The following is a 22,478-nucleotide window of genomic DNA, read 5'->3' on the forward strand; positions in this document are numbered from 1 at the left end:
CTGAAAAGCCTGGCCGTTCGCTTATCCGGGCCTCGCGGTGAGTTTATCGGGGCGTTTGGCCGCATCCGACAGGCCGCCGGGACTTCCAACATGAGGAAAAAGCAACATATTCCGTCGAAACCTCGCCTATATTGAGCACTTAAAGGGGTAACCTCCTTCAAGACCAGGAATGTTGATTTGGCCATTACCCGACGCGATCTCCTGCTCACCGGCACTGCCGCCGTAGCGCTCCCCGCCCTCGGTTCCGTAGGGGGCCTTCCCGTCATCGGCACGGCCGCGGCGCAATCCGCCAGTGAGGCGCCCTGGCGCCACGCGCTGTCGCTGTTCGGACAGGTCAAATATCCCGCCGACTTCAAGCGCTTCGATTACGTCAATCCGGAAGCGCCCAAAGGCGGTGTCGCGCGCCAGATCGCCGTCGGCACTTTCGATAATTTCAATATCGTAGTGGCGGGAGTGAAGGGGCAGGTCGCCGGTGCCGTCGCGTTCATCTACGAATCCCTCACGACGACCTCGCTCGACGAAGTCTCGACCGAATACGGCGCGCTGGCCGAGGCCGTCAGCCACCCGGCCGACTTTTCCTTCGTCACCTATCGTTTGCGGCCGCAGGCCAAATGGCATGACGGCAAGCCGGTCACTGCGGACGACGTGATCTTCTCGCTGGATGCCTTCAAGAAGCATCACCCGATGTACTCGGCCTATTACAGCCATGTGGTGAAGGCCGAGAAGGTCGGTGAGCGCGAGGTGAAGTTCGTGTTCGACGCACCGGGCAACCGCGAGCTGCCGCAGATCGTCGGGCAGCTCACGGTTTTGCCGAAGCATTGGTGGGAGGGGACCGACGCGCAAGGCCGCAAGCGCGATGTCTCCGCGACCACGCTCGAAATACCGCTCGGTTCCGGTCCCTACAAGGTCAAGGAATTCGTGGCGGGACGGTCGATCGCGCTGGAGCGCGTCAAGGATTATTGGGGGCGCGATTTCGCCACCAATGTGGGCCGCAACAATTTCGACGAGATGCGCTACGAGTATTTCCGCGATGCCACCGTGGCGATCGAGGCTTTCAAGGCCGATCAGGTGGACTGGCGCACCGAGAACAGTGCGAAGAACTGGGCGACAGCCTACGACTTCCCGGCCGTGACCGAAAAGCGGGTGATCCTCGAGGAGTTCGCCAATCGCAGCTCGGGTGTGATGCAGGCTTTCGTGCCGAACCTGCGCCGCGCCAAATTCAAAGATCCTCGCGTCCGTCGCGCGCTCAACTATGCGTTCGACTTCGAGGAGATGAACAAGCAGATCTTCTACGGTCAGTACAAGCGCGTCAGCAGCTATTTCGACGGTATCGACGAGCTCATGGCGACCGGGTTGCCGCAAGGCAAGGAGCTCGAGATCCTCGAGACCGTTCGCGCCGATGTTCCGCCTGAAGTCTTCACGACGGCCTATACCAATCCGGTCGGCGGCAGTCCGGAAGCCGTGCGCGACAATCTTCGCGAGGCGCTGCGCCTGTTCAAGGAGGCCGGTTACGAGGTGCGCGACCGCAAGCTGGTCGATGTCAAGACCGGTGCGCAGTTCACCCTGGAGCTGCTGAATCAGGATCCGAGCTTCGAGCGGGTCACGCTGTTCTACAAGCCGTCGCTGGAACGACTCGGCATCGCGGTCAGCGTGCGCACGGTCGACCCGACTCAATACGAGAACAGGACTCGGGACTGGGATTTCGACGTCGTCACCAACTCATGGGGCGAGTCGCAGTCGCCGGGCAACGAGCAGCGCGAGTTCTGGTCGTCCAAGACGGCCGACATCGCTGGTTCGCGCAATATTGCCGGCATCAAGAATCCGGCGATTGACAAGCTGATCGAGAGGCTGATCTACGCCACGGGTCGCGACGATCTCGTCGCGGCAACCAAAGCGCTCGACCGCGTGCTGCTGTGGAATAACTACGTCGTTCCGCAATGGACCTATTCGAAGATCCGCACCGCGCGCTGGGATCGCTTCGGCCGACCGGCGGAATTGCCCAAATACGGTCAGTCCGGCTTCCCGTTCATCTGGTGGTACGACGCAGACAAGGCGGCACGGATCGCAAAGAAGTCGTGAAGGACATCCCCCGCATGACGCAGATGTCACGCCGCCATGTGCTGGTCTTGGGTGTCGGTAGCGCCGTCGGCGTGTCCCTCGGCGCACCGCTGCTACATGGCGCGCGCGCATCCGAAGCGGGGACCGAGGCGCACGGCATCTCGGCCTTCGGCGATCTCAAATATGCCGCCGATTTCCACCATTTCGGCTACGTCAATGTCGACGCGCCGAAGGGCGGCGCGTTCTCGCTCATTCCCTCGGTGCGGGCCTACAACCAGTCCTACTTCACGTTCTCTTCGCTCAACGCTTACATCCTGAAGGGCGAAGGTGCGCAGGGTATGGACATGACCTTCGCGCCGTTGATGGCGCGGGCCAATGACGAGCCCGACGCGATGTACGGGCTTGCGGCGAAATCGGTGCGAATCTCGCCGGACAAGCTGACCTACACCTTCACGATACGGCCCGAGGCCCGCTTCCACGACGGCTCCCGGCTCACCGCGCATGACGTCGCCTTCTCGCTCAACACGCTGAAGGAGAAGGGCCATCCGCTGATCGTCGTGCAGCTCCGCGATTTCGTGAAGGCCGAGGCGCTGGACGACGCCACCGTGGCCGTCACCTTCGCGCCGAACCGCGCGCGCGACGTGCCGCTCTATGTCGCAAGCCTGCCGATCTTCTCGAAGGCCTATTATGCCACGCGCGCCTTCGATGAATCGACGCTCGATACGCCGCTGGGCTCCGGCCCGTACAAGGTCGGCAGGTTCGAGGTGAACCGCTATGTCGAATATGAGCGCGTCAAGGACTGGTGGGGCGCCGACCTGCCGGTCTGCCGCGGCAGCTACAATTTCGACACGGTGCGCTACGAATTCTACCGCGACCGCGACGTTGCCTTCGAAGGCTTCACCGGCAAGAACTATCTGTTCCGCGAGGAGCTCACCTCGCGCATCTGGGCCACACGCTATGATTTCCCGGCGATCAAGGACGGCCGGGTCAAGCGCGAGCAGCTGCCGGACGAGACCCCGTCGGGTGCGCAGGGCTGGTTCATCAACATCCGCCGCGACAAGTTCAAGGATCCGCGCGTGCGGGAGGCGCTGACCTACGCCTTCGACTTCGAATGGACCAACAAGTCGATCATGTACGGCGCCTATGCGCGCACGCACTCGCCATTCCAGAACTCCGACATGATGGTATCAGGCCCGCCTTCGCCCGAAGAGCTCGCGCTGCTCGAGCCCTTCCGCGGCAAGGTGCCTGACGAAGTGTTCGGCCAGCCTTTCGTGCCGCCGGTGTCGGACGGATCGGGACAGGACCGCAGCCTGCTGCGCAAGGCGGGCGAGCTGCTCAACGAGGCGGGCTACGTCGTCAAGGATCGCAAGCGGGTGCTGCCCAATGGCGAGCCTTTCACGATCGAGTTCCTGAACGACGAGCAGTCGATCCAGCCGCATCACGGGCCGTACCTGAAGAACCTCGCAACGCTCGGCATCGACGCCACGTTTCGCCTGGTCGATGCCGTGCAGTACCGCGCGCGGCTCGAGGATTTCGATTTCGACATGACGATCCAACGCTTCTCGATGTCGGCGACGCCCGGCGACGCCATGCGGGCGTTCTTCTCCTCCCAGGCGGCCAAGACCAAAGGCTCCTACAATCTCGCCGGCATCTCCGATCCGATCATCGACGCGCTGATCGAGAAGATCATTGCCGCCCAGACCAGGGCGGAGCTGACCACGGCCTGCCGCGCCTTCGATCGCGTGTTCCGGGCCGGGCGCTACTGGGTGCCTCAGTGGTACGCAAACTTTCATCGCGTGGCCTATTGGGACCAGTTCAGCCATCCCGACAAGCCGGCGAAATATGCGCAAGGCGTCGGTGCGCCGGAGAACTGGTGGTTCGATGCCGCCAAGGCGACCAAGCTCGAGCAGGCGAAATAATCATGAGCGCCTATATCGCCCGCCGCATCCTCCTGATGATCCCGACCCTGCTCGGGATCCTCTTCGTCTCCTTCGTCGTCGTGCAATTCGCGCCGGGCGGCCCGGTCGAGCGCGTCATCGCGCAGCTCTCGGGCGCCGACACCGGCGGCAGCTCGCGCATCTCGGGCGGCGGTGATTTCGCTCAGCGCGCGCCCGGTCAGCTGGGCGCTGGTGGCGACGCCATCAATTCGAAATATCGCGGCGCGCAGGGCCTGGACCCTGACTTCATCAAGAAGCTGGAGAAGCAATTCGGCTTCGACAAGCCGGCCCCCGAACGCTTCGCGCTGATGGTGTGGAATTTCGCCCGCTTCGATTTCGGCAACAGCTATTTTCGCGATGTCAGCGTGCTCCAGCTGATCAAGGAAAAGCTCCCGGTCTCGATCTCGCTTGGCATCTGGCTGACGCTGCTAACCTACCTGATCTCGATTCCGCTCGGCATCCGGAAGGCAGTCAAGGACGGAACGCGCTTCGATACCTGGACGTCGAGCGTGCTCGTGCTCGGCTACGCGATTCCCGGCTTCCTGTTCGCGATCCTCCTGATCATCCTGTTCGCCGGGGGCTCGTTCTTCAACTGGTTCCCATTGCGCGGACTGACGTCAGACGGCTGGTCGCAATTTCCCTGGTACTGGAAGATCATCGATTACTTCTGGCATTTGACGCTGCCGCTGATCGCCATGGGGCTCGGCGCGTTCACCACCATGACGTTCCTGACCAAGAACTCGTTTCTGGATGAGATCCGCAAGCAATACGTGATGACCGCGCGCGCAAAGGGCTGCAGCGAGAATCGGGTGCTCTATGGCCACGTCTTCCGCAACGCGATGCTCATCGTGATCGCGGGCTTTCCCAGCACCTTCATTCACGCTTTCTTCTCGGGCTCGCTTCTGATCGAGACCATCTTCTCACTGGATGGGCTCGGACTGCTCAGTTTCGAGAGCGTTCTCAACCGCGACTATCCCGTGGTGTTCGGCACGCTCTTCATCTTTTCGCTTGTCGGCCTCGTGATCAACCTCATCTCTGACCTGACCTACATGTGGATCGATCCGCGGATCGATTTCGAGGCACGGGAGGTCTGATGACACTGACCGCCCCGACCCCGATCGAAACCACCGCAAAGTCGCCGCTCGGCGATGCCGTGCCGATCACACGCAAGCCGTTCGTGCCATCTCCGCTCAACCGGCGGCGCTGGCAGAATTTTAGGGCGAACCGGCGCGGTTACTGGTCGTTCTGGATCTTCATGATCCTGTTCGTGGTGTCGCTGTTTGCCGAGCTGATCGCCAATGACCGGCCATTCCTGATCAAGTACGACGGCCATCTCTACTGGCCGGCCTTCGTCACCTATTCCGAGACGACCTTCGGTGGCGACTTCGAGACGGCGGCCGACTACCGCGATCCCTATTTGCAGAAGCTGATCAAGGACAAGGGTGGCAGCATCGTCTGGCCGCTGATCCGCTATTCCTACGACACCCACAATCTCGACCTGCCGACGCCGGCGCCGTCGCCGCCGACCTGGATGCTGACGGAGGCGCAGTGCAAGCCTGTCGTCGAGAAGAAGGGCCTCAAGAGCTGCCGCGACCTCGAATACAACTGGCTCGGCACCGACGATCAGGGCCGCGACGTGGTTGCGCGCCTGATCTACGGTTTCCGTATCTCGGTGCTGTTCGGCCTGTGCCTGACCATTGTCTCCTCCGTCGTCGGCATCGCGGCCGGCGCGGTGCAGGGCTATTTCGGCGGCTGGGTCGATCTGTTGTTCCAGCGTTTCATCGAGATATGGACTGCGATCCCTTCGCTCTACCTCTTGCTGATCCTCTCGTCGGTGCTCGTGCCTGGCTTCTTCGTGCTGCTCGGCATCCTGCTCCTGTTTTCCTGGGTGTCGCTGGTCGGGCTCGTGCGCGCGGAGTTCCTGCGCGGGCGCAATTTCGAGTACATCCAGGCCGCGCGCGCCCTCGGCGTGTCGAACGCCGTGATCATGTTCAAGCATCTGCTGCCGAACGCGATGGTCGCGACGATGACGTTCCTTCCGTTCATCGTCTCCTCGTCGGTCATGACGCTCACGGCCCTCGATTTCCTCGGCTTCGGGTTGCCGCCCGGCTCGCCGTCGCTCGGCGAACTGCTGTCGCAGGGCAAGTCCAACGTGCAGGCGCCCTGGCTTGGTTTCTCCGGCTTCTTCTCGGTCGCGATCATGCTGTCGCTCTTGATCTTCATCGGCGAAGCCGTGCGCGACGCCTTCGATCCGCGCAAGACGTTCAAGTGAGGGCGTGATGGACGCGATCAACCAGCCCCTGCTTGCCGTCCGCGACCTCTCGGTGGCCTTCCACCAGGGCGGCGCCACCACGCTCGCGGTCGACAAGGTCTCGTTCCAGATCAAGCGCGGCGAATGCGTCGCACTGGTCGGCGAGTCCGGTTCCGGCAAGTCGGTCAGCGCGCTCTCGATCCTGAAGCTCCTGCCCTATCCGAATGCCTCGCATCCCTCGGGCAGCATCCGCTTCAAGGGGCGGGAGCTGATCGACCAGTCCGAGCAGCAGATGCGGGAGATTCGCGGCAGCGATATCTCCATCATCTTCCAGGAACCGATGACCTCGCTCAATCCGTTGCACACGATCGAGGCGCAGATTGGCGAGATCATCCAGCTCCACAATCCGACCAGCAATGCCGAGGCGCGCAAGCGGACGCTGGAACTGCTGACGCAGGTCGGCATTCCCGAGCCTGAAACGCGGCTCAACAGCTATCCGCACCAGCTCTCCGGTGGTCAGCGCCAGCGCGTGATGATCGCGATGGCGCTCGCCAACGAGCCGGACCTCTTGATCGCGGACGAGCCGACCACGGCGCTCGACGTCACCGTGCAGGCGCAGATCCTGACGCTGCTCGCGGAAATTCGCTCACGGCTCGGCATGAGCCTGCTGTTCATCACCCACGATCTCGGCATCGTGCGCCGCATCGCCGACCAAGTCTGTGTCATGAAGGGCGGTGAGATCGTCGAGCAGGGGCCGGTCGAGCAGGTCTTCAGGACCCCGAACCATCCCTATACGCGCGACCTGCTCGCGGCGGAGCCGAAGCCCGATCCGGCGCCGCCGCAGCCGAATGCACCGGTGGTGATGTCCGCCGATGATTTGAAGGTCTGGTTTCCGATCAAGCGCGGCCTGATGCGCAAGACGGTCGGCCACATCAAGGCGGTCGACGGCGTCAGCATTGCCGTACGCAAGGGCGAGACGCTCGGCGTTGTCGGCGAGTCCGGCTCGGGCAAGACCACGCTCGGGCTCGCCCTGATGCGGCTGATTTCCTCGAACGGGCGCATCGTGTTCCTCGGCAAAGATATCCAGGGCCTGCGCTTCAAGGAGATGCGCCCCTTCCGGCGCGACATGCAGATCGTGTTCCAGGATCCGTTCGGCTCGCTCAGCCCGCGCATGTCGGTTGCCGACATCATCGCCGAGGGCCTCACCGTGCACCAGCCAAAGCTGTCGCGCGAGGAGCGTGAGGAGCGCGTCGTCAAGGCACTCGAGGACGTCGGGTTGAAGGCGGACACCCGCTATCGCTATCCGCATGAATTTTCCGGCGGCCAGCGCCAGCGCATCAGCATCGCGCGCGCGGTGGTGCTGGAGCCGGATTTCGTCGTGCTGGACGAGCCGACCAGCGCACTCGACATGCTGATTCAAGCGCAGATGGTCGACCTCTTGCGGGAACTCCAGCGCAGGCGCGATCTCACCTACATGTTCATCTCGCACGATTTGCGCGTCGTCGCCTCGCTCGCCAGCCATCTCATCGTGATGCGCGGCGGCAAGGTGGTCGAGGAGGGACAGGCCGCCGAACTGTTCAAGAGCCCGAAGACGGATTACACGCGCGCGCTCTTCGCGGCGGCGTTCCGGCTGGAGACGGCGGGGAACGGGGCGGTGGCGACCTAGTCTTCAGTCGGATGGGTAGAGCGAAGCGAAACCCATCGCATCGCAGCGCGTGGTGAGAACGATGGGTTTCGCTGCGCTCTACCCATCCCACGAAGTCGTGCTACAGCCGCTTGATCGTGACGATTTCGCTGCCTGCTGCCTTGATCCGCGCGATCGCCGGTTCGGTCGCCTCGATCGCGGTTGCCATGTGATGGGCGTTGGCGTGAACCATGGTGCTGCCATCGCGGACGATGGCGACATGTCCCTTCCAGAAAATGAGATCGCCGCGTTGCAGCTTGGTCCGCTCATGCGGCTCCAGCGCGCGGCCGAGCCCTGCCTGTTGCATGTCGCTGTCGCGCGGGCAGCCGATGCCTGCTGCTGTCAGCGAGACCTGCACGAGTCCGGAGCAATCGATACCGAGGCTGCTCTTGCCGCCCCAGAGATAGGGCGTGCCGACGAAGCGCTCGGCGACCGCGACGAAGTCCGGCTCGCGATGATCGAGCCGGGCGAGATGGGCCTTCGGCAGATATTGTCCGTCGCGCGTCACGGCGAAGCTGCCGTCCTCGCGCACCACCGCAATCTTCGAGCCCAGCGCGAGCGTGCCGGCCGGCGGCAGCTTGATCGAGGGACCGGGGAAGGCGAATGTCCGGAGCGCGCTCACCTTGTGGGTCGGGGCGGCCGATGGCTTCATCAGCGCTGCATCAGGCAGCCAGCCGACATAACCATCGCCACCAAGCTGGCCCCAGGCCCAGCCCTCGCCATTGCGATCGTAGACCGTGACGCGTTCGCCGCGCAGCGCCTCCGTCATCAGCATCGCGTTCGACGACGGCTGCTCGCGCACGGGTGCGATCGCCTCGAAGACCTCGAATTCCTCGCCCGTGACGAAGCGGTCGGCTTGCACCTTGCCTTCGAGATATTTCGCGGCGAGGTCGCCGCGCGCCGGTGTCAGCCTTGGATCGTGTGCTGGATCATGCATAGCGCTCGCTCAGTAATGTGTAGATGGCGCGCGCGGCCTGGCATTCGCCGCCTTCGGGCCGCGCCGGCTTCGCCGACGGGGTCCAGCCGTAAATATCCACATGAAGCCAGCTCTTTGCCTGCTCGACGAACCGTTGCAAGAACAGCGCGCAGGTGATCGAGCCGGCAAAGCCGCCGGAGGGTGCGTTGGTGATGGTGGCGGTCTTGGAGTCCAGCCACGCATCGTAAGGCGGCCACAGCGGCATGCGCCACAACGGATCGTTCTCCTTCGCCGCGCAACGCGCGACGTCGGCGGCCAGCGTCTCATCATTGGTGTAAAAGGGCGGTAAATCCGGCCCCAGCGCGACGCGCGCCGCGCCAGTCAGCGTGCCCAAATCGATCAGAAGGTCCGGCTTTTCCTCGTCGGCCAGCGCCAGCGCGTCGGCGAGCACGAGCCGGCCCTCCGCGTCGGTGTTGCCGATCTCGACCGTGATGCCCTTGCGCGAGGTGAAGATGTCGAGCGGCCGGAAGGCATTGCTGGAGACGGCATTTTCGACCGCCGGAATCAGCACGCGCAGGCGGACCTTGAGCTTCGCATCCATCACCATGCGCGCGAGCGCCAGCACGTTGGCGGCACCGCCCATGTCCTTCTTCATGATCAGCATGCCGCTCGACGGCTTGAGGTCGAGCCCGCCGGTGTCGAAGCAGACGCCCTTGCCGACCAGCGTCACCTTGGGATCGGCCGGATCGCCCCAGACGATGTCGATCAGCCGCGGCGCGCGGTCGGAGGCCATGCCGACGGCGTGGATCAGTGGAAAATTCGTCCTCAGATCCTCGCCGATGGTGCAGGCAAAGCTCGCACCGAATTCCGTGGCGAGCGCTTGCGCGGCCGCGGCGAGCTCTTCCGGGCCCATGTCGTTAGCCGGCGTGTTGATGAGATCGCGCGCCAGCATCGCGGCATCCGCCATGCGATTGATCTCGGCCGCGTCGACGCCATCGGGCGGTACCAGCCGGACGGCGGGGCGGTCAGCCTTGCGGTAGCGGGCGAAGCGGTAGCTGCCGAGTGCAAAGGCGAGCGACGCCAACCGCGCATCGTGGGGGGCATTGGCAAAGTGATAGATGCCCGGCGGCAGCAGGCCAGGCAGGGCGCCCGGCCGGAACAGGTCGCGTGATCTCGCGCCCTCGTCCTCGAGTCCGAACAGCACTTGCGCGATCGCTCCGTCCGGGGCGGGCAGCGCGAGATAGCCACCCGGCTTGGCGGCAAAGGCGCTCGCGGCGGCGAACTGGCGCTGCACCGGCGGCAATTTCTCGGCGACCTGATCCCAGCTCGACTTGGTGACGAAGGTGATCGGGATGGCGGTGGGCGATGTCTCGAAGACAGAAGGCATTGGCGGGTCCGGATCGTCAGATCAAGCAGGTCATGCGAACGGACGAGACTTCGCAGAGTTTCGCCGCGGCTGCAATCGGCTTTGCTGTCACCGTTCAGCGACCCGCTACTCGCCGCAAGGGGCCCATGCTAGGTTCCGGCAACGGCCGCCGGATCGACTGGGAAAGTGTGCAGGAGATGACCGGCGGCCGAAGACGAGGCCTGCCGGGAGGAAACTGCAATGGAATTTGTGTGGAGCGTGGTCACATTCATCGGCCAGGTCGTCGAGGCGATTTTTGGTTATGTCGAGCATCATCACTGGATCTTCGCATTCCTTGCCGGCGGTTACGTCTTCTATCTCCACGACCGCTCCGTCCACGCGCGGTTCGATGCGCTCGACAAGCGCATCGACGAAATCCGCAAGCGGCTTGCCATCGAATATTGATCGGGTGAGCGAAACCATCGCCGGGCGGATCTCGTACCCATGCTGAGAACTGCCGTTCACGAGCGCGCGGCCGCGGGGCTTTACTAGCGCCGCGGTTGTGGCATTATTGATGGATATTTTAGATTGTGCCGTGCGGTTCTGCCGAGCGCAACAACGCGGCGGGCCGGCTTGATATCCGGCCAAACCTGTTCGTCGAAAGCATTCTTCTCATCGTTTGGGCGGCGCAGCATTCGCAAATGAGCGGCGCAAAATGGATAGAGCGTTCGTTATTGCGCAGATTTCCGACCTGCATCTGGACGGGTCAGGCCGGCTGCTGGCGACGACCGAGGCGCTCGGTGCCGCAATCCGCCAGGCGATGGCGGACTTCGCGGACGTTCCCGATCGCATTCTGCTGATCACGGGTGATCTCGTGGACGACCCGACGCCGCGCGCGCTGGACGAAGCGCTCGCCGTCATCGCGTCCTTCCGGCAGACCGGACTGTTCACCGACATCCAGGCGGTCGCGGGCAATCACGACGTCAAGCGCCCGAGCCAGCGCGCGGGCCGCCACGACGTCTATGATTATTTGCATCTGCCGCGGAGCTCGAAGAGCGTCTATTACCGCCAGGCCGGCCTCGATCTGGTGCTGCTGGACTCCAACCGCGCGAGCCTCTCGACGCTCGCGAGCGGCCATGTCGACGAGAGCGCCTACAGCGCGCTTGTCGCGGATTCCGCCCGGCTGAGCGTCGAGCTCGCGGGCAGCATGGGATCCGTGGGGCGCGCCGACTATGCCGAGCCGGCGGAAAACCTGGTGCGCGTACTGGCGTTGCATCATCATCCGCTGCCGCAGGCGACCGGCGAAGGAAAGCGGTTTCTCGGCGTCCCCGACGAACCGCTGATGTATCTCGCGGCGCCCGCAACGTTCCTCGAAGCGGCGACGTCGCTCAACGTCAATCTGGTCCTGCACGGACACCGGCATGTCGAGGGGCTCACCCGCTATTCGATTCCGGATCCGCGTGCCACGCGGAGCGAAAGCGGCGAAGCCTTCTGGCGTACGATCTACGTGCTCTCCTGTCCGTCCTCGACCGGGCAGGCCGGTGACGATGCCGGCTTCAACATCATTCATTTTGGCGCATCGTCCCAGGCCGGCCGCACGGAGCACCAGTTCGCGATCACGCGCTATTCGCGGCCGCGCAACGACGGCACCTTCGGGCTGCTCGACTCGAACCTGCCGGACGGCGTCATCAGGTTGCCGGCAGGACGGGATTTTTCGCGTGATCCCGCCGTCCAGTCGGCCATCGAGATCGCCTCATGTGCGATGCTGAAGCGTGATCAAGTCGCCGCACAGGCTCGCCGGCTCCTGATGCGCCGCGCTTTCTATGCCGACAGCGAGGTGGACTGGCCGAGCGCGCTCCACGCCTATCTCGTGACCTCATGGGGCTGGGCCGATATCGAGGGCAAGTTCGCGAGATCGGAGCGCAGGGATGACGCCGGAGCGCTGGCCGCGGTGAAGTTGCTGCTGCGCCGCCTGATCGAGCACTGCGCCGATGTGCTCGGCATTGACGATGTTCAGCTCGACGAGCTGCTTGCGAAGCGGCTGGTCAACCGCGACGACTTCCGGCGCGAATGGCCCGGGATGCCGAGCGCGGGCGTCGATGTTGCCCAGGCGCGGCGGCTGCAATTGCTGCTGCACGACCTGAACGAGCCGGTGAGGGTGCTCGGTCTCGAGCTGGCCCTCGGTGGCGAGCCGCCGCCGCAGACACCGCCGTGAGGGGCAGCCAGGCTGACGTTAACCGGCCGTTAGGGTTAACAGTCTATTGCTGGCGCGTTCGGCTCGATCAATCGGCTCGTGAGTCAAAAGCGTCATGCGTCAACGGTTCAGTCTTGCCCGGCTTCTCGCGTCCACTTCGCTGGTGGCGGCAGTGGCCATGGGCCTCGGCGGCTGCACGGCCATGTCGAAACTCTCCGACGTCACAGGCTCTGTCGGGCCGCGGACGGAAGCCGCCCCCGCCGATCCCGCGCGCGCCGTCGACGTCTATGGCGAGCGCTACCGTGCCAATCCCAAGGACGCCGACGCGGCGCTCGGCTACGGCCAGGCCTTGCGCGCCAACGGCCAGCGCGCCCAGGCCGCCGCCGTGCTCGAGCAGGCGACCATCGCCAATCCCGGCAACAAGGCGCTGCTCGCGCAGTATGGCCGCGCGCTCGCCGACAACGGCAATTTTCAGCAAGCCTTCGATGTGCTGTCGAAGGCGCACTCGCCCGACAATCCGGACTGGCGCCTGCTCTCGGTGCAGGGCACCGCGCTCGATCAGATGGGCCGCCACGACGAGGCGCGTTCCTATTATGCGAGCGCGCTGAGGATCGCACCAGGCGATCCCGGCGTGCTCTCCAATCTCGGCCTGTCCTACATGTTGTCGAAGGACCTGCCGAAGGCCGAAGAGGCGTTGCGGCAGGCCTACGCCTCGCCGCGCGCCAGTACCCGGGTGCGGCAGAATCTCGGCCTCGTCATCGGTCTCCAGGGCCGCTTCGCCGAAGCCGAGACGATCGTGAAGGCCGACCTGCCGCCCGACCAGGCCGCGGCCAATGTCGCTTACCTCAAGGAAATGCTGAGCCGCAGCGACGCTCCGCGCGGCGCACCGAAGCGGACGCCGGTCGCCTCGCTCAGCCAGCCCGATTGATCAGAACCTGATCTTGCAATCCTGAAGCTGCCGGCGGACCGCGCGCGGTCCGCGTCTCGACGTCAGTGCAGCTCGCTGATCTTGATGCCGGTCGGTCCGAGAATGACGACGAACAGCACCGGCAGGAAGAACAGGATCATCGGCACCGTCAACTTCGGCGGCAGCGCGGCGGCCTTCTTCTCGGCCTCGTTCATGCGCATGTCGCGGTTTTCCTGCGCCATGACGCGCAAGGAATGCCCGAGCGGGGTGCCGTAGCGCTCCGCCTGCTGAAGCGCGAGACACACCGACTTGACGCCCTCGAGCCCGGTGCGCCGCGCCAGGTTCTCATAGGCGACCTTGCGATCCTGCAAATAGGACAGCTCGGCCGTGGTCAGGGTGAACTCCTCGGACAGCGCGATCGACTGGCCAACGATTTCGGTAGCGACCTTCCGGAACGCCATTTCGACCGACATGCCGGATTCGATACAGATCAGGAGCAGGTCGAGCGCATCGGGGAAGGCGCGCTTGATCGATAGCTGGCGCTTGGAGATCGCATTCTTGAGGAACAGCATGGGCGCCTGAAGGCCGAGATAGGCCGCGCCGATGCAGATGCCGATCTTGATCGGCATCGACTGCTGCATATGCGCGATCAGGAACACGTAGATGATCGAGCCGACGAACAGCACGAGCGGAGCCACCATGCGGGCGAAGAGGAAGGTGATGTAGGGCGCCTGGCCGCGATAGCCCGCCATGATGAGCTTGTCGCGCGCGGCTTCCTGCGCGAGCCATTTGGTGAGGTTGAAGTCCTCGACGACCCGGGAGACGACCTGCTTCGGCGTTTGGCGCAGCGAGACCTTCTCGCTCTTGTTGAGGCGCTCGCGCTCGCGCTGGCGGATGCGCTCGCGCTCACTCGCCACCGCCTTCATGCGCTTGGCGAGGCCTTCGCCGGCGAAAAGCGGCATCACCAGCGTATAGACGGTGGCGCTGGCGGCGATGGCCGCCAGCAGCATGGTCATGAAGCGGACATCATGCAGTTTCGAAACGAGGAATTCGACCATACGGCACCGTTAGAAATCGAAATTGATCATCTTCTTCATCACCATGATGCCAATCGACATCCAGACGACGCAGCCGACCAGCATGAGCTGGCCGGTCGGATGGGTCCAAAGCAGCGAGATGTAGTGCGGAGTCGTGAGATAGACGAGGAACATCACGATCGGCGGCAGCGAGCCGATGATGCCGGCCGAGGCCTTGGCCTCCATCGACATCGCCTGGATCTTTTCCTTCATCTTCTTGCGGTCGCGCAGCACCTTGGAGAGGTTGCCGAGCGCTTCGGAGAGGTTGCCGCCGGATTTTTGCTGGATCGAGATGACGATGCCGAAGAAGTTGGCTTCCGGCAGCGGCATGCGCTCGTACAGACGCGAGCAGGCCTCGCCGAGCGGCATGCCGATCGCCTGGGTCTCGATGATGGCCAGGAACTCGCTGCGCAGCGGCTCAGGCGAGTCGGCGGCGACGACCTTGATCGATTCGAACAGTGGCAGGCCCGCCTTGATGCCGCGAACGATCACGTCGACCGCATCGGGCAGCGCCGCCAGGAATTTGTTTTCGCGTCGCTTCTTCAGGAAGCCCAGCGCCCAGCGCGGCAGGCCGAAGCCGCCGGCGAAGGCAAGGCCCGCGGCGCCAAGCAGGCCGCCGCCAACGAACATGGCGGCCGCGAACAGCACTCCCGCCACGACGGCGGACACGATCCAGAATTTCTGTGGCGTCCAGTCGAGCCCTGCCTGCGACAGGCGAACACCGAGCGGAACGCTCTTCTCCTGCTGGCGCCGCGCCTCGAGATCCTTGAGCGACGTCTCGACCTGCTCGCGGCGCGACCGCTGGCTCTTTTCGGTCTGCTTGGCCGCGGGCGCATCGGCGCGCGCGATCGAGGCACGGCGGTTTTCCGCCTTCCGTTCTCCGGACAGGAGCGGATAAAGGAACACCCAGGCGATGCCGCCGACGGCGGCGGTGGCTAGGAAGGCGAGGGCAAGGACCTGCATGTTCATGGCTGCGCCGATCTGCTCATGTCTTCGGCGCGACTTCCGCCGCATCGAGCGCGGCGGCAAGGCGCTTCTCGTCGCCGTAATAGCGCGCACGCTCCCAGAATTTCGGGCGGCCGATGCCGGTCGAGCGGTGCCGGCCGATGATCTTGCCGTTGGCGTCCTCGCCGACCATGTCGTAGAGGAAGATGTCCTGGGTGATGATGGTGTCGCCTTCCATGCCCATCACCTCGGTGATGTGCGTGATGCGGCGCGAGCCGTCGCGCAGGCGCGCGGCCTGGACGATGACGTCGATCGAAGCGCAGATCATCTCGCGGATGGTGCGCGAGGGCAGTGAGAAGCCGCCCATCGTGATCATGGATTCGCAGCGCGACAGTGCTTCGCGCGGATTGTTGGCGTGGAGCGTGCCCATCGAGCCGTCATGACCGGTGTTCATGGCCTGGAGCAGGTCGAACGCCTCGGGTCCGCGGACTTCGCCGACGATGATGCGTTCGGGGCGCATACGCAGGCAGTTGCGCACCAATTCGCGCATGGTGACCTGGCCTTCGCCCTCGATGTTGGGCGGACGGGTTTCGAGTCGCACCACGTGCGGCTGCTGGAGCTGGAGCTCGGCCGCGTCCTCGCAGGTGATGATGCGCTCGTCGTGCTCGATGTAGTTGGTCAGGCAGTTGAGCAGCGTGGTCTTGCCGGAGCCGGTGCCGCCGGAGATCAGCACGTTGCAGCGGACGCGGCCGATGATCTGGAGGATTTCCGCGCCCTCCGGCGAGATCGCGCCGAACCTGACCAGCTGATCCAGCGTCAGCTTGTCCTTCCTGAATTTTCGAATGGTGAGCGTGGGCCCGTCGATCGACAGCGGCGGCACGATGGCGTTGACGCGGGAGCCGTCGGCGAGGCGCGCGTCGCAGATCGGCGAGGATTCGTCGACGCGCCGGCCGACCTGGCTGACGATGCGCTGGCAGATGTTGAGGAGCTGCTGGTTGTCGCGGAAGCGGATACCGGTGCGCTGGATCTTGCCGGCGACCTCGATGTAGACGGTGTCGGCGCCGTTGACCATGATGTCGGCGATGTCGTCGCGCGACAGCAGAGGCTCCAGCGGGCCGTAGCCGAGAACGTCGTTGCAGATATCGTCGAGCAGCTCTTCCTGCTCGGCGATCGACATCACGATGTTCTTGATCGCGATGATCTCGTTGACGATGTCGCGGATTTCCTCGCGCGCGGACTCGGAGTCGAGCTTGGCGAGCTGGGCGAGGTCGATGGCCTCGATCAGCGCACCGAAGATCGTTGCCTTGACCTCGTAGTAATTGTCCGAGCGGCGGGATTCCATGGCCGGCGCCGGCCGCGCGGGGGCAAGCGGCGGCGAGGCGACGGCCGGCGGGGGCGGCGCGCGCGACACCGCGGGCGCCGGAGCCTGGGCAGGCTCTGGCGACACGGCGCCGGGCTTGGGAGCCCGAGTATCGGTGTCTGTTCCGCTACGCTTACCGAACACTTAACAACTCCATGCGGCGGCTTATTTTCCCCGCAACTTGTCAATCAGGGGTGAAAGCAAGGAAGACTTTTGCTTCTTCGTCTCGCTGCGGCCGGTCAGGCGCTGGGCGATTTGAAGGAACATTTCGATCGACTTGTGGTTGGCGGAGATCTCCGCGATCATCTGGCCGTTGTTGGCGGCCGAGCCGAAGATCTGCGGTTCGAACGGGATCGAGACGACCGGCTGGCTCTCGATCGCCTTGGCGAACTCGGCGGCGGCAATTTCGGGCCGTTTCGGGACGCCGACCTGGTTCAGGCAGTAGAGCGGAGGCCGATCGTTGGGCCGCGAGGCCTTCAGCAGATCGAACAGGTTCTTGGTGTTGCGCAGATTGGCGAGATCAGGCGCTGCCACAATCAGGATGTCGTCCGCCCCGATCAGGGCGCGCTTGGTCCAGCCCGACCATTGATGCGGAACGTCGAGCACGATGCACGGCATGGTGGAGCGCAGCGTGTCGAACACGGCATCGAAGGCGTCGGTGCCGAAATCATAGACCCGGTCGAGCGTCGCCGGCGCCGCCAGCAGGCTGAGATGGTCGGTGCATTTCGACAGCAGGCGGTCGATGAAGGCGGTGTCGACGCGATCCGGCGAGAACACGGCATCCGCAATACCTTGCGGCGGGTCCTGGTTGTAGTCGAGCCCGGCGGTGCCGAAGGCGAGGTCGAGATCGGCGACGACCGAGTCCATTGCGAGGTCGCGCGCGATCGCCCACGCGACGTTGTGGGAGATGGTGGACGCGCCGACGCCGCCCTTGGCGCCGACCACGGCAATGATGCGGCCGACCGCCTTGGCTTCGGGCGCCGAGAACAGGTTGCAGATCGAGCGCACGACGTCGATCGCGCCGACCGGCGCGAGCACGTAGTCGCTGACGCCGCGGCGCACCAGCTCGCGGTAGAGCGTGACGTCGTTGATGCGGCCGATCACGACCACGCGGGTGCCGGCGTCGCAGACCGTGGCGAGATGGTCGAGGCCGGTCAGAAGATCGTTGCGGCCGTCGCTCTCGAGCACGATCACGTTCGGCGTCGGCGCCGAGCGGTAGGCTTCGATCGCGGCCGCCATGCCGCCCATCTGGATCTTCAGATGGGCCTTGCCGAGACGACGGTCTTCGCCGGCCGACTGCACCGCGGCAGCGGTCTCGACGGTCTCGCAGAAAGCCTGGACCGACACGCGCGGTGAGGGAGCAATATGCTCCTCGACCGGCGTCGGCGCCTCGGACTGCTCTTGTTGAGTCTGGCGAGCGTAGCTGATCATTTGCCGGTGTCGCTGAGTTTGGCCTTTTCGGCCTCAGGATAGGTGGTCGCCGTCGTCGTTCCCTTGCGATACTTCTCGAAGGCCGTGGTGCGACGCGCCGTATAGGACGGCGTTTCAGGCCGCGGCTGCTCGAGGTCCGACGGATTGTCGATCATCGCCGCCATGTTGCGCTGATAGGCGCAGCCGTAATTGTAATAGTCCTTGTTCTCGAACCAGCTCTTGTTCTTCATCGAGGGGCCGATGTCGTCCGGCCACAGGCCACAGGGACCGGCGATCGCGGCGATCTTGGAATAGGTGAGCCGGATCGGCGGCAGGAAGCGCCTGTCTTCCGGCTGGTAGGGGCGAATGTTGACGCCCCGCGGCGGAACGCCCGCGCCCGCCAGCATCGCCTGGATCTCGCGCATCGTGTCCGCGACCGGACGCGCGTTGGGCGTACCGGACGGCACGTCGATGCGGATGGCGCCGGTGCCTTCGTGCAGCCAGGCCGAGGCGACGCCCATCACGTCGGCGCGCTGGGCGGCGGTCAATCCGCCGCGGGCGTGGCCGACGAAGACGACGATCGAGCGGTTCTGCTCCTCGATCGCGATCGGATGGCGCTGCTTGTAATCGTCGGGGATGGAGGCCGTGACCGCTTCGTTGTGCTGGCAGCCGCCGAGGGCGAGCGCCAAGCCGACGAGCGCGCCACCGAAACGGATGGCGCGTTTGCGAATCTGGGGTGGTGCTGTGATCATCGTGAAATCCCCGTTCCGCCTCAGTCGGTAATGAAGCCGTAGGTGCCGCGGTAGTTCTTGGCCGGTTCGGTCCGGCCGGGCACGCCGTAGATGCGGTTGATATTGCCGAGCAGCTCGGCCTGCGGGTCTGCAGGCGCGGCGAAGCCGTCATCCGGCCGCGACAGGTCCTTTGGCGACGCGGCGCGAACGACATAAGGTGTCACGATCACCACCAGCTCGGTCGCGTTGTTGACGAAGTCACGGCTGCGGAACAGCGTACCGAGGATCGGGAGCTGCATCAGTCCCGGCAACCCGCTGACCGCCTGCTTGGTCTGCTGCTGGATCAGGCCGGCCATGGCCATCGCGCCGCCGGAGGGAATTTCGAGCGAGGTTTCGGCGCGGCGGGTCTTGATCGAGGGCACCGTCAGCGAGTTCACCGAGTTCGAGGTCACAGCCTGCGACAGCGTGATCGAATTTTCGTTCGACAGTTCCGAGACCTCGGTCATCACGCGCAGGCTGATCTTGCCCTCGCTCAGCACGATGGGGGTGAAGTTGAGCGAGATACCGAACTTCTTGAAGCTGATCTGGGTGGTACAGACATGCGTGGTGGGATCGCACGCATAGCCCGCCGGTACCGGGAATTCGCCGCCGGCGATGAAGGTCGCGGACTCACCGGAGATCGCGGTCAGGTTCGGCTCGGCCAGCGTCCGGATCACGCCGGCGCTCTCCATCGCGCGCAGGGTCGCCTGCACCGACGGCGTCGCGCCGAACTTCGTGGTCAGGGCGTTGCCGTCCACCAGGTTCTTGCCAAGAGCCGTGAAGGGGTTGGAGTTGGTGAAGCTCACCACCGAGGTGCCGTAGTTCAGGTTCGCCGTGAGATCGATGCCAAGCTGCTTGATGATGGTGCGCGCGACTTCGGCGACGGTCACCTTCAGCATGACCTGGTCGCGGCCGCGGACCACGATCGAGTTCACCACCTTTTCGGCACCGCCGGCGAGGCGCGCGGCGAGATCATTGGCCTGCTGCGCTTCCAGCGGGTTCGCCGCCGAGCCTGTCAGGACGACACCGTCGCCGAGGCCGTCGATCTGGATGTCGGAATTGGGCAGGACCTGCTTGAGCGCTGCGCGCAGGCCGTTGAGGTCGCGCTTGACCGCGATGTCATAGGCCGCGATCTGCTGGCCGGCGGAATCGAAGAACACAATGTTGGTCTGGCCGACCGAGGCGCCGATGATGTAGGCGCGCTGCGACGAGCGGACCACCGCATTGGCGATCTTGGGATCGGCGACGAGCACGTCCTTGATGTCGCGCGGCAGGTCGATCACGATCGACTTGCCGACGCCGAGCGAGAGGAAGCGTGCGTTCATCTGACCGTCGGCCGCGACCTGCGCCACGGGGCGGTAGTCGGCGGCGATCGCCGGGGTGAGCACCGGGTTGAGCGTCAGCGCGAAGGCGGCCGAAAACGACAGGGCGCGGACCATTGAGGTTCGCATCGTCGCCAAATCTGCCCTGCATTTCATATCGACAGTCCTCATCGTGCCTTCGCCGTCGCGCTTGGGATGCCGTAGCGAATGATCGAAACGCCATCGCGCTTCGCGGAATCATCGAGCGTGATCTCGCTCATCTTGACGTCGGCGATGCTGCGCAGCGCGAGCGACAGCGTGCCGCTCTGCCGGGCCGCGGAGAGCGTCGCCGTCTGCGCGGGATTGAGCTCGAGCGTGACGGTCTTGCCCACCACGGCGTTCTGGCCGTCCTTTTCCTTCGGCGCCTGGTCGATGGCCAGCACGCGGACGTTGGCCAGGATGATCTCGGACGTGACGATGTCCTGGGCGCCGGCGCCCTGGTCGGCGTTCTTGAGGCGGCGCGTCAGAAGCACGTCGACGCGGTCGTTGGGCAGGATGAAGCCGCCCGCGCCGGTCTCCGGCGAGATCTCGGTCGAGATCGCGCGCATGCCGGTCGGCAGGATCGCCGCCATGAAGCCGGAGCCTTCGGCCCTGACCAGCTTCTGGTCGCGGATCGGCTCACCCTGGATGAAGGGCGCGCGGGCGATCGAGCCGATGACCTGGGTTGCGCCCTCGGGGCGCTCGTTGCGGCGGATGAAGGTGGAGCTCGCGGTCGCAGCCGGCCAAGTCTGCCATTGCACGTCTTCCGGCTTCACGGTCTGGCCGAGGCCGATGTCGTTCTTGGCGACCAGGACGTCGACGGTCGGAAGCTGTGCGACCGGAGCCGCCGGTGGCGGCGCAGAGTCCGAGCCGCTCGCCAGGTACGCGGCGACACCGCCGGCGCAGATGGCGACCGTCAGGACGACAATGCGTGCCCTATTCATACGCTTCACTTTCCACAAAACGCCGCGACGCAGCCGCCGCCGTAATCGGCAGTTGACCAGCTATTCGTCAAAGCATGGTTAATGAGGCGTATCTAAATCGGCTTAACGCCGGCTTACCCGGTGGGTTCAGCGCAGTGCGAGGTGAGCGAGGTCGATCGCCTTCACCCATTCGGTCTCCGGATAGACCATCAGCGCGCCGAGCGTGAGCGCGATGCCGTAAGGAATGCCGCTCTCCTTGTCGTGCAGCCGCGCCAGCCAGGCCTGGCCCGCCAGCCCGTAAGGCAATGGCCATTGCCGGAACTGGAGCAGGAGCAGCGTCAGCGCTCCGCCGAACAGCGAGGCGTAGAGCAGGAAATCCATCAATTGCGCGAAGCCGAACCAGAGCGCGACCGAAGCCGCGACCTTGGCGTCGCCGCCGCCCATCCAGCCCATCGCAAAGCAGCCGAAGGCCACGACGAGGAGCAGTGCGCCGGCGCCGACATGGCTCAGCATCTCGTAAGGTGCCATGCCACCAGCGAACGCGAGCACGAAGAAGCCCGCGATCAGCGCCAGCGACACGCGGTTCGAGATGGTCATCGTGAAGAGATCGCTCGCGGCGGCGAAGGCCATCAGGGCCGGGAAGAGCAGAAGGCGCGCAAGGTCGAGGATCATGGGCGGCGTCTTGAGCTTGGGTTCATCGCGGGATCGGGGTGTCGCCGCATGCTAGCCGGCAGTGCTAAACAAACCGACAACGGCGGCAGCGGCGCTGCGAGCAGGGACCTGCCGGAGGCGCACTCACCAGATGCTGGCAATGCGCGCGGCGAGGACGGCCGTCGCGAGCAGCAGCGCAAGGCAAACCCAGTACGCTGGCGAAGAGGTCTCGGCCGCCTCCGCCTCGCTCGCCGCAACCGCGGCTTTCGTTCTGTACTCGCGCAACGCCACTGGAACTCGCCGCATTCAGAAAAACAAAGGCCCCGGAAGTCCGGGGCTTTTGCCGTCGTTGGTCGGTCGCTTACTTCAGCGAGGAGCTGATCGAGCCGAACTTGGTGTTCAGCGAGCTGCCGAGGTTGTTGACGACGGTGATGATGGCCAGTGCGATGCCGGCGGCAATCAGGCCGTATTCGATGGCGGTGGCGCCGGATTCATCCTTCGCGAAACGCGCAATCAGGTTCTTCATGAACTAAACTCCGTCTGGGGTGTGATCGCCTCGTTCGGCGCTGTGCTTGACGCGATAAACATGAGATCCGAGCTCTTTCGGTAGAGTTAATTCGATCGGGCAAACCCGCTTCCAGCCCGATGCTTTTGCCCAGAGTGAATTTGGCCTTAAGGATGCAATCGAAATTCTTCCTGTTCCAAATGCGC

20 protein-coding genes are annotated in these 22,478 nt (G+C 64.5%); 8 read left to right on the forward strand and 12 right to left on the reverse strand.

Annotated elements, in window-relative coordinates; genetic code table 11:
- The first annotated feature begins 177 nt into the window (after nt 1–177).
- From ACVJ5M_RS08630 to ACVJ5M_RS08650, 5 genes are read left to right on the forward strand one after another with little or no spacing between them, the layout of a single operon-like run.
- Entirely contained in the window at nt 178–2,079 is a 1,902-nt protein-coding gene (locus tag ACVJ5M_RS08630; RefSeq protein ID WP_063980959.1) for an extracellular solute-binding protein, read from the forward strand.
- Between the two features lie 14 nt (nt 2,080–2,093).
- A complete protein-coding gene (locus ACVJ5M_RS08635) occupies nt 2,094–3,977 on the forward strand; it encodes an extracellular solute-binding protein (RefSeq protein ID WP_063986075.1) in 1,884 nt (627 codons plus the stop codon).
- Between the two features lie 2 nt (nt 3,978–3,979).
- Nucleotides 3,980–5,089, forward strand: a complete 1,110-nt coding sequence (locus ACVJ5M_RS08640; protein ID WP_028148358.1) for a microcin C ABC transporter permease YejB — start codon at nt 3,980–3,982, stop codon at nt 5,087–5,089.
- Nucleotides 5,089–6,267, forward strand: coding sequence for an ABC transporter permease (locus ACVJ5M_RS08645; RefSeq protein ID WP_063980960.1), 1,179 nt, complete (start codon nt 5,089–5,091; stop codon nt 6,265–6,267). The genes ACVJ5M_RS08640 and ACVJ5M_RS08645 overlap by 1 nt, the downstream gene beginning before the upstream one ends.
- A gap of 7 nt (nt 6,268–6,274) precedes the next feature.
- On the forward strand, nt 6,275–7,912 hold the full coding sequence (locus tag ACVJ5M_RS08650) for an ABC transporter ATP-binding protein (protein ID WP_063980961.1): 1,638 nt from the start codon (nt 6,275–6,277) through the stop codon (nt 7,910–7,912).
- 100 nt (nt 7,913–8,012) lie between these two features.
- On the opposite strand, the gene ACVJ5M_RS08655 is transcribed toward ACVJ5M_RS08650, so the two are convergent.
- Complete coding sequence (locus tag ACVJ5M_RS08655; protein WP_063980962.1) at nt 8,013–8,867, reverse strand: C40 family peptidase; 855 nt, start codon at nt 8,865–8,867, stop codon at nt 8,013–8,015.
- Nucleotides 8,860–10,233: a leucyl aminopeptidase family protein gene (locus ACVJ5M_RS08660; RefSeq protein ID WP_063980963.1), complete on the reverse strand. Its 1,374-nt coding sequence runs from the start codon at nt 10,231–10,233 to the stop codon at nt 8,860–8,862. The genes ACVJ5M_RS08655 and ACVJ5M_RS08660 overlap by 8 nt, the downstream gene beginning before the upstream one ends.
- Nucleotides 10,234–10,452: 219 nt before the next feature.
- On the opposite strand from ACVJ5M_RS08660, the gene ACVJ5M_RS08665 reads away from it, so the two are divergent.
- The 3 genes from ACVJ5M_RS08665 (at nt 10,453) to ACVJ5M_RS08675 (ending at nt 13,313) form a co-directional block, all read left to right on the forward strand.
- Nucleotides 10,453–10,656, forward strand: coding sequence for a hypothetical protein (locus ACVJ5M_RS08665; protein WP_063980964.1), 204 nt, complete (start codon nt 10,453–10,455; stop codon nt 10,654–10,656).
- 250 nt (nt 10,657–10,906) lie between these two features.
- Entirely contained in the window at nt 10,907–12,406 is a 1,500-nt protein-coding gene (locus tag ACVJ5M_RS08670) for a metallophosphoesterase family protein (protein ID WP_354100150.1), read from the forward strand.
- A gap of 94 nt (nt 12,407–12,500) precedes the next feature.
- Nucleotides 12,501–13,313, forward strand: coding sequence for a tetratricopeptide repeat protein (locus ACVJ5M_RS08675; RefSeq protein ID WP_063980965.1), 813 nt, complete (start codon nt 12,501–12,503; stop codon nt 13,311–13,313).
- Nucleotides 13,314–13,375: 62 nt separating this feature from the next.
- Here the strand turns inward: ACVJ5M_RS08675 and ACVJ5M_RS08680 are convergent, their stop codons facing one another.
- The 10 genes from ACVJ5M_RS08680 to ACVJ5M_RS08725 form a co-directional block, all read right to left on the reverse strand.
- The gene (locus tag ACVJ5M_RS08680) at nt 13,376–14,350 is read right to left on the reverse strand and encodes a type II secretion system F family protein (protein ID WP_063980966.1); all 975 of its coding nucleotides are present in this window, start codon (nt 14,348–14,350) and stop codon (nt 13,376–13,378) included.
- Between the two features lie 9 nt (nt 14,351–14,359).
- On the reverse strand, nt 14,360–15,337 hold the full coding sequence (locus ACVJ5M_RS08685; protein WP_063980967.1) for a type II secretion system F family protein: 978 nt from the start codon (nt 15,335–15,337) through the stop codon (nt 14,360–14,362).
- Nucleotides 15,338–15,353: 16 nt separating this feature from the next.
- Complete coding sequence (locus ACVJ5M_RS08690; RefSeq protein WP_071916702.1) at nt 15,354–16,817, reverse strand: CpaF family protein; 1,464 nt, start codon at nt 16,815–16,817, stop codon at nt 15,354–15,356.
- Nucleotides 16,818–16,838: 21 nt separating this feature from the next.
- A complete protein-coding gene (locus ACVJ5M_RS08695) occupies nt 16,839–18,104 on the reverse strand; it encodes an AAA family ATPase (protein ID WP_063980969.1) in 1,266 nt (421 codons plus the stop codon).
- Nucleotides 18,101–18,835 (reverse strand): CpaD family pilus assembly protein, encoded by a 735-nt coding sequence (locus tag ACVJ5M_RS08700; RefSeq protein ID WP_063980970.1) that lies wholly within the window; start codon nt 18,833–18,835, stop codon nt 18,101–18,103. The genes ACVJ5M_RS08695 and ACVJ5M_RS08700 overlap by 4 nt, the downstream gene beginning before the upstream one ends.
- A 20-nt stretch (nt 18,836–18,855) precedes the next feature.
- Nucleotides 18,856–20,331: a type II and III secretion system protein family protein gene (locus ACVJ5M_RS08705; RefSeq protein WP_063986077.1), complete on the reverse strand. Its 1,476-nt coding sequence runs from the start codon at nt 20,329–20,331 to the stop codon at nt 18,856–18,858.
- Between the two features lie 11 nt (nt 20,332–20,342).
- Nucleotides 20,343–21,137, reverse strand: coding sequence for a Flp pilus assembly protein CpaB (cpaB, locus tag ACVJ5M_RS08710; protein WP_063980971.1), 795 nt, complete (start codon nt 21,135–21,137; stop codon nt 20,343–20,345).
- A 126-nt stretch (nt 21,138–21,263) separates the two neighbouring features.
- Complete coding sequence (locus tag ACVJ5M_RS08715) at nt 21,264–21,788, reverse strand: A24 family peptidase (RefSeq protein WP_014498226.1); 525 nt, start codon at nt 21,786–21,788, stop codon at nt 21,264–21,266.
- Between the two features lie 123 nt (nt 21,789–21,911).
- Nucleotides 21,912–22,073 carry a hypothetical protein gene (locus ACVJ5M_RS08720; protein WP_354124360.1) on the reverse strand — a complete coding sequence of 54 codons (162 nt, stop codon included), beginning with the start codon at nt 22,071–22,073 and terminating at the stop codon, nt 21,912–21,914.
- A 55-nt stretch (nt 22,074–22,128) separates the two neighbouring features.
- Nucleotides 22,129–22,293, reverse strand: a complete 165-nt coding sequence (locus tag ACVJ5M_RS08725; RefSeq protein ID WP_014498224.1) for a Flp family type IVb pilin — start codon at nt 22,291–22,293, stop codon at nt 22,129–22,131.
- Nucleotides 22,294–22,478: the final 185 nt, after the last annotated feature.

The sequence above is a fragment of the Bradyrhizobium sp. S3.7.6 genome (genome assembly GCF_054061875.1).

Excerpts from the sequence above, each read along its gene's own strand:
- ACVJ5M_RS08635 (WP_063986075.1), top strand. The coding sequence starts at position 2,094 with ATGACGCAGATGTCACGCCGCCATGTGCTGGTCTTGGGTGTCGGTAGC.
- ACVJ5M_RS08670 (WP_354100150.1), top strand. The coding sequence starts at position 10,907 with ATGGATAGAGCGTTCGTTATTGCGCAGATTTCCGACCTGCATCTGGAC.
- ACVJ5M_RS08685 (WP_063980967.1), bottom strand. The coding sequence starts at position 15,337 with ATGAACATGCAGGTCCTTGCCCTCGCCTTCCTAGCCACCGCCGCCGTC.
- ACVJ5M_RS08650 (WP_063980961.1), top strand. The coding sequence starts at position 6,275 with ATGGACGCGATCAACCAGCCCCTGCTTGCCGTCCGCGACCTCTCGGTG.
- ACVJ5M_RS08725 (WP_014498224.1), bottom strand. The coding sequence starts at position 22,293 with ATGAAGAACCTGATTGCGCGTTTCGCGAAGGATGAATCCGGCGCCACC.
- ACVJ5M_RS08655 (WP_063980962.1), bottom strand. The coding sequence starts at position 8,867 with ATGCATGATCCAGCACACGATCCAAGGCTGACACCGGCGCGCGGCGAC.
- ACVJ5M_RS08720 (WP_354124360.1), bottom strand. The coding sequence starts at position 22,073 with ATGCGGCGAGTTCCAGTGGCGTTGCGCGAGTACAGAACGAAAGCCGCG.
- ACVJ5M_RS08660 (WP_063980963.1), bottom strand. The coding sequence starts at position 10,233 with ATGCCTTCTGTCTTCGAGACATCGCCCACCGCCATCCCGATCACCTTC.
- ACVJ5M_RS08705 (WP_063986077.1), bottom strand. The coding sequence starts at position 20,331 with ATGAAATGCAGGGCAGATTTGGCGACGATGCGAACCTCAATGGTCCGC.
- ACVJ5M_RS08695 (WP_063980969.1), bottom strand. The coding sequence starts at position 18,104 with ATGATCAGCTACGCTCGCCAGACTCAACAAGAGCAGTCCGAGGCGCCG.
- ACVJ5M_RS08700 (WP_063980970.1), bottom strand. The coding sequence starts at position 18,835 with ATGATCACAGCACCACCCCAGATTCGCAAACGCGCCATCCGTTTCGGT.
- ACVJ5M_RS08715 (WP_014498226.1), bottom strand. The coding sequence starts at position 21,788 with ATGATCCTCGACCTTGCGCGCCTTCTGCTCTTCCCGGCCCTGATGGCC.
- ACVJ5M_RS08640 (WP_028148358.1), top strand. The coding sequence starts at position 3,980 with ATGAGCGCCTATATCGCCCGCCGCATCCTCCTGATGATCCCGACCCTG.
- ACVJ5M_RS08675 (WP_063980965.1), top strand. The coding sequence starts at position 12,501 with ATGCGTCAACGGTTCAGTCTTGCCCGGCTTCTCGCGTCCACTTCGCTG.
- ACVJ5M_RS08665 (WP_063980964.1), top strand. The coding sequence starts at position 10,453 with ATGGAATTTGTGTGGAGCGTGGTCACATTCATCGGCCAGGTCGTCGAG.
- ACVJ5M_RS08680 (WP_063980966.1), bottom strand. The coding sequence starts at position 14,350 with ATGGTCGAATTCCTCGTTTCGAAACTGCATGATGTCCGCTTCATGACC.
- cpaB (WP_063980971.1), bottom strand. The coding sequence starts at position 21,137 with ATGAATAGGGCACGCATTGTCGTCCTGACGGTCGCCATCTGCGCCGGC.
- ACVJ5M_RS08645 (WP_063980960.1), top strand. The coding sequence starts at position 5,089 with ATGACACTGACCGCCCCGACCCCGATCGAAACCACCGCAAAGTCGCCG.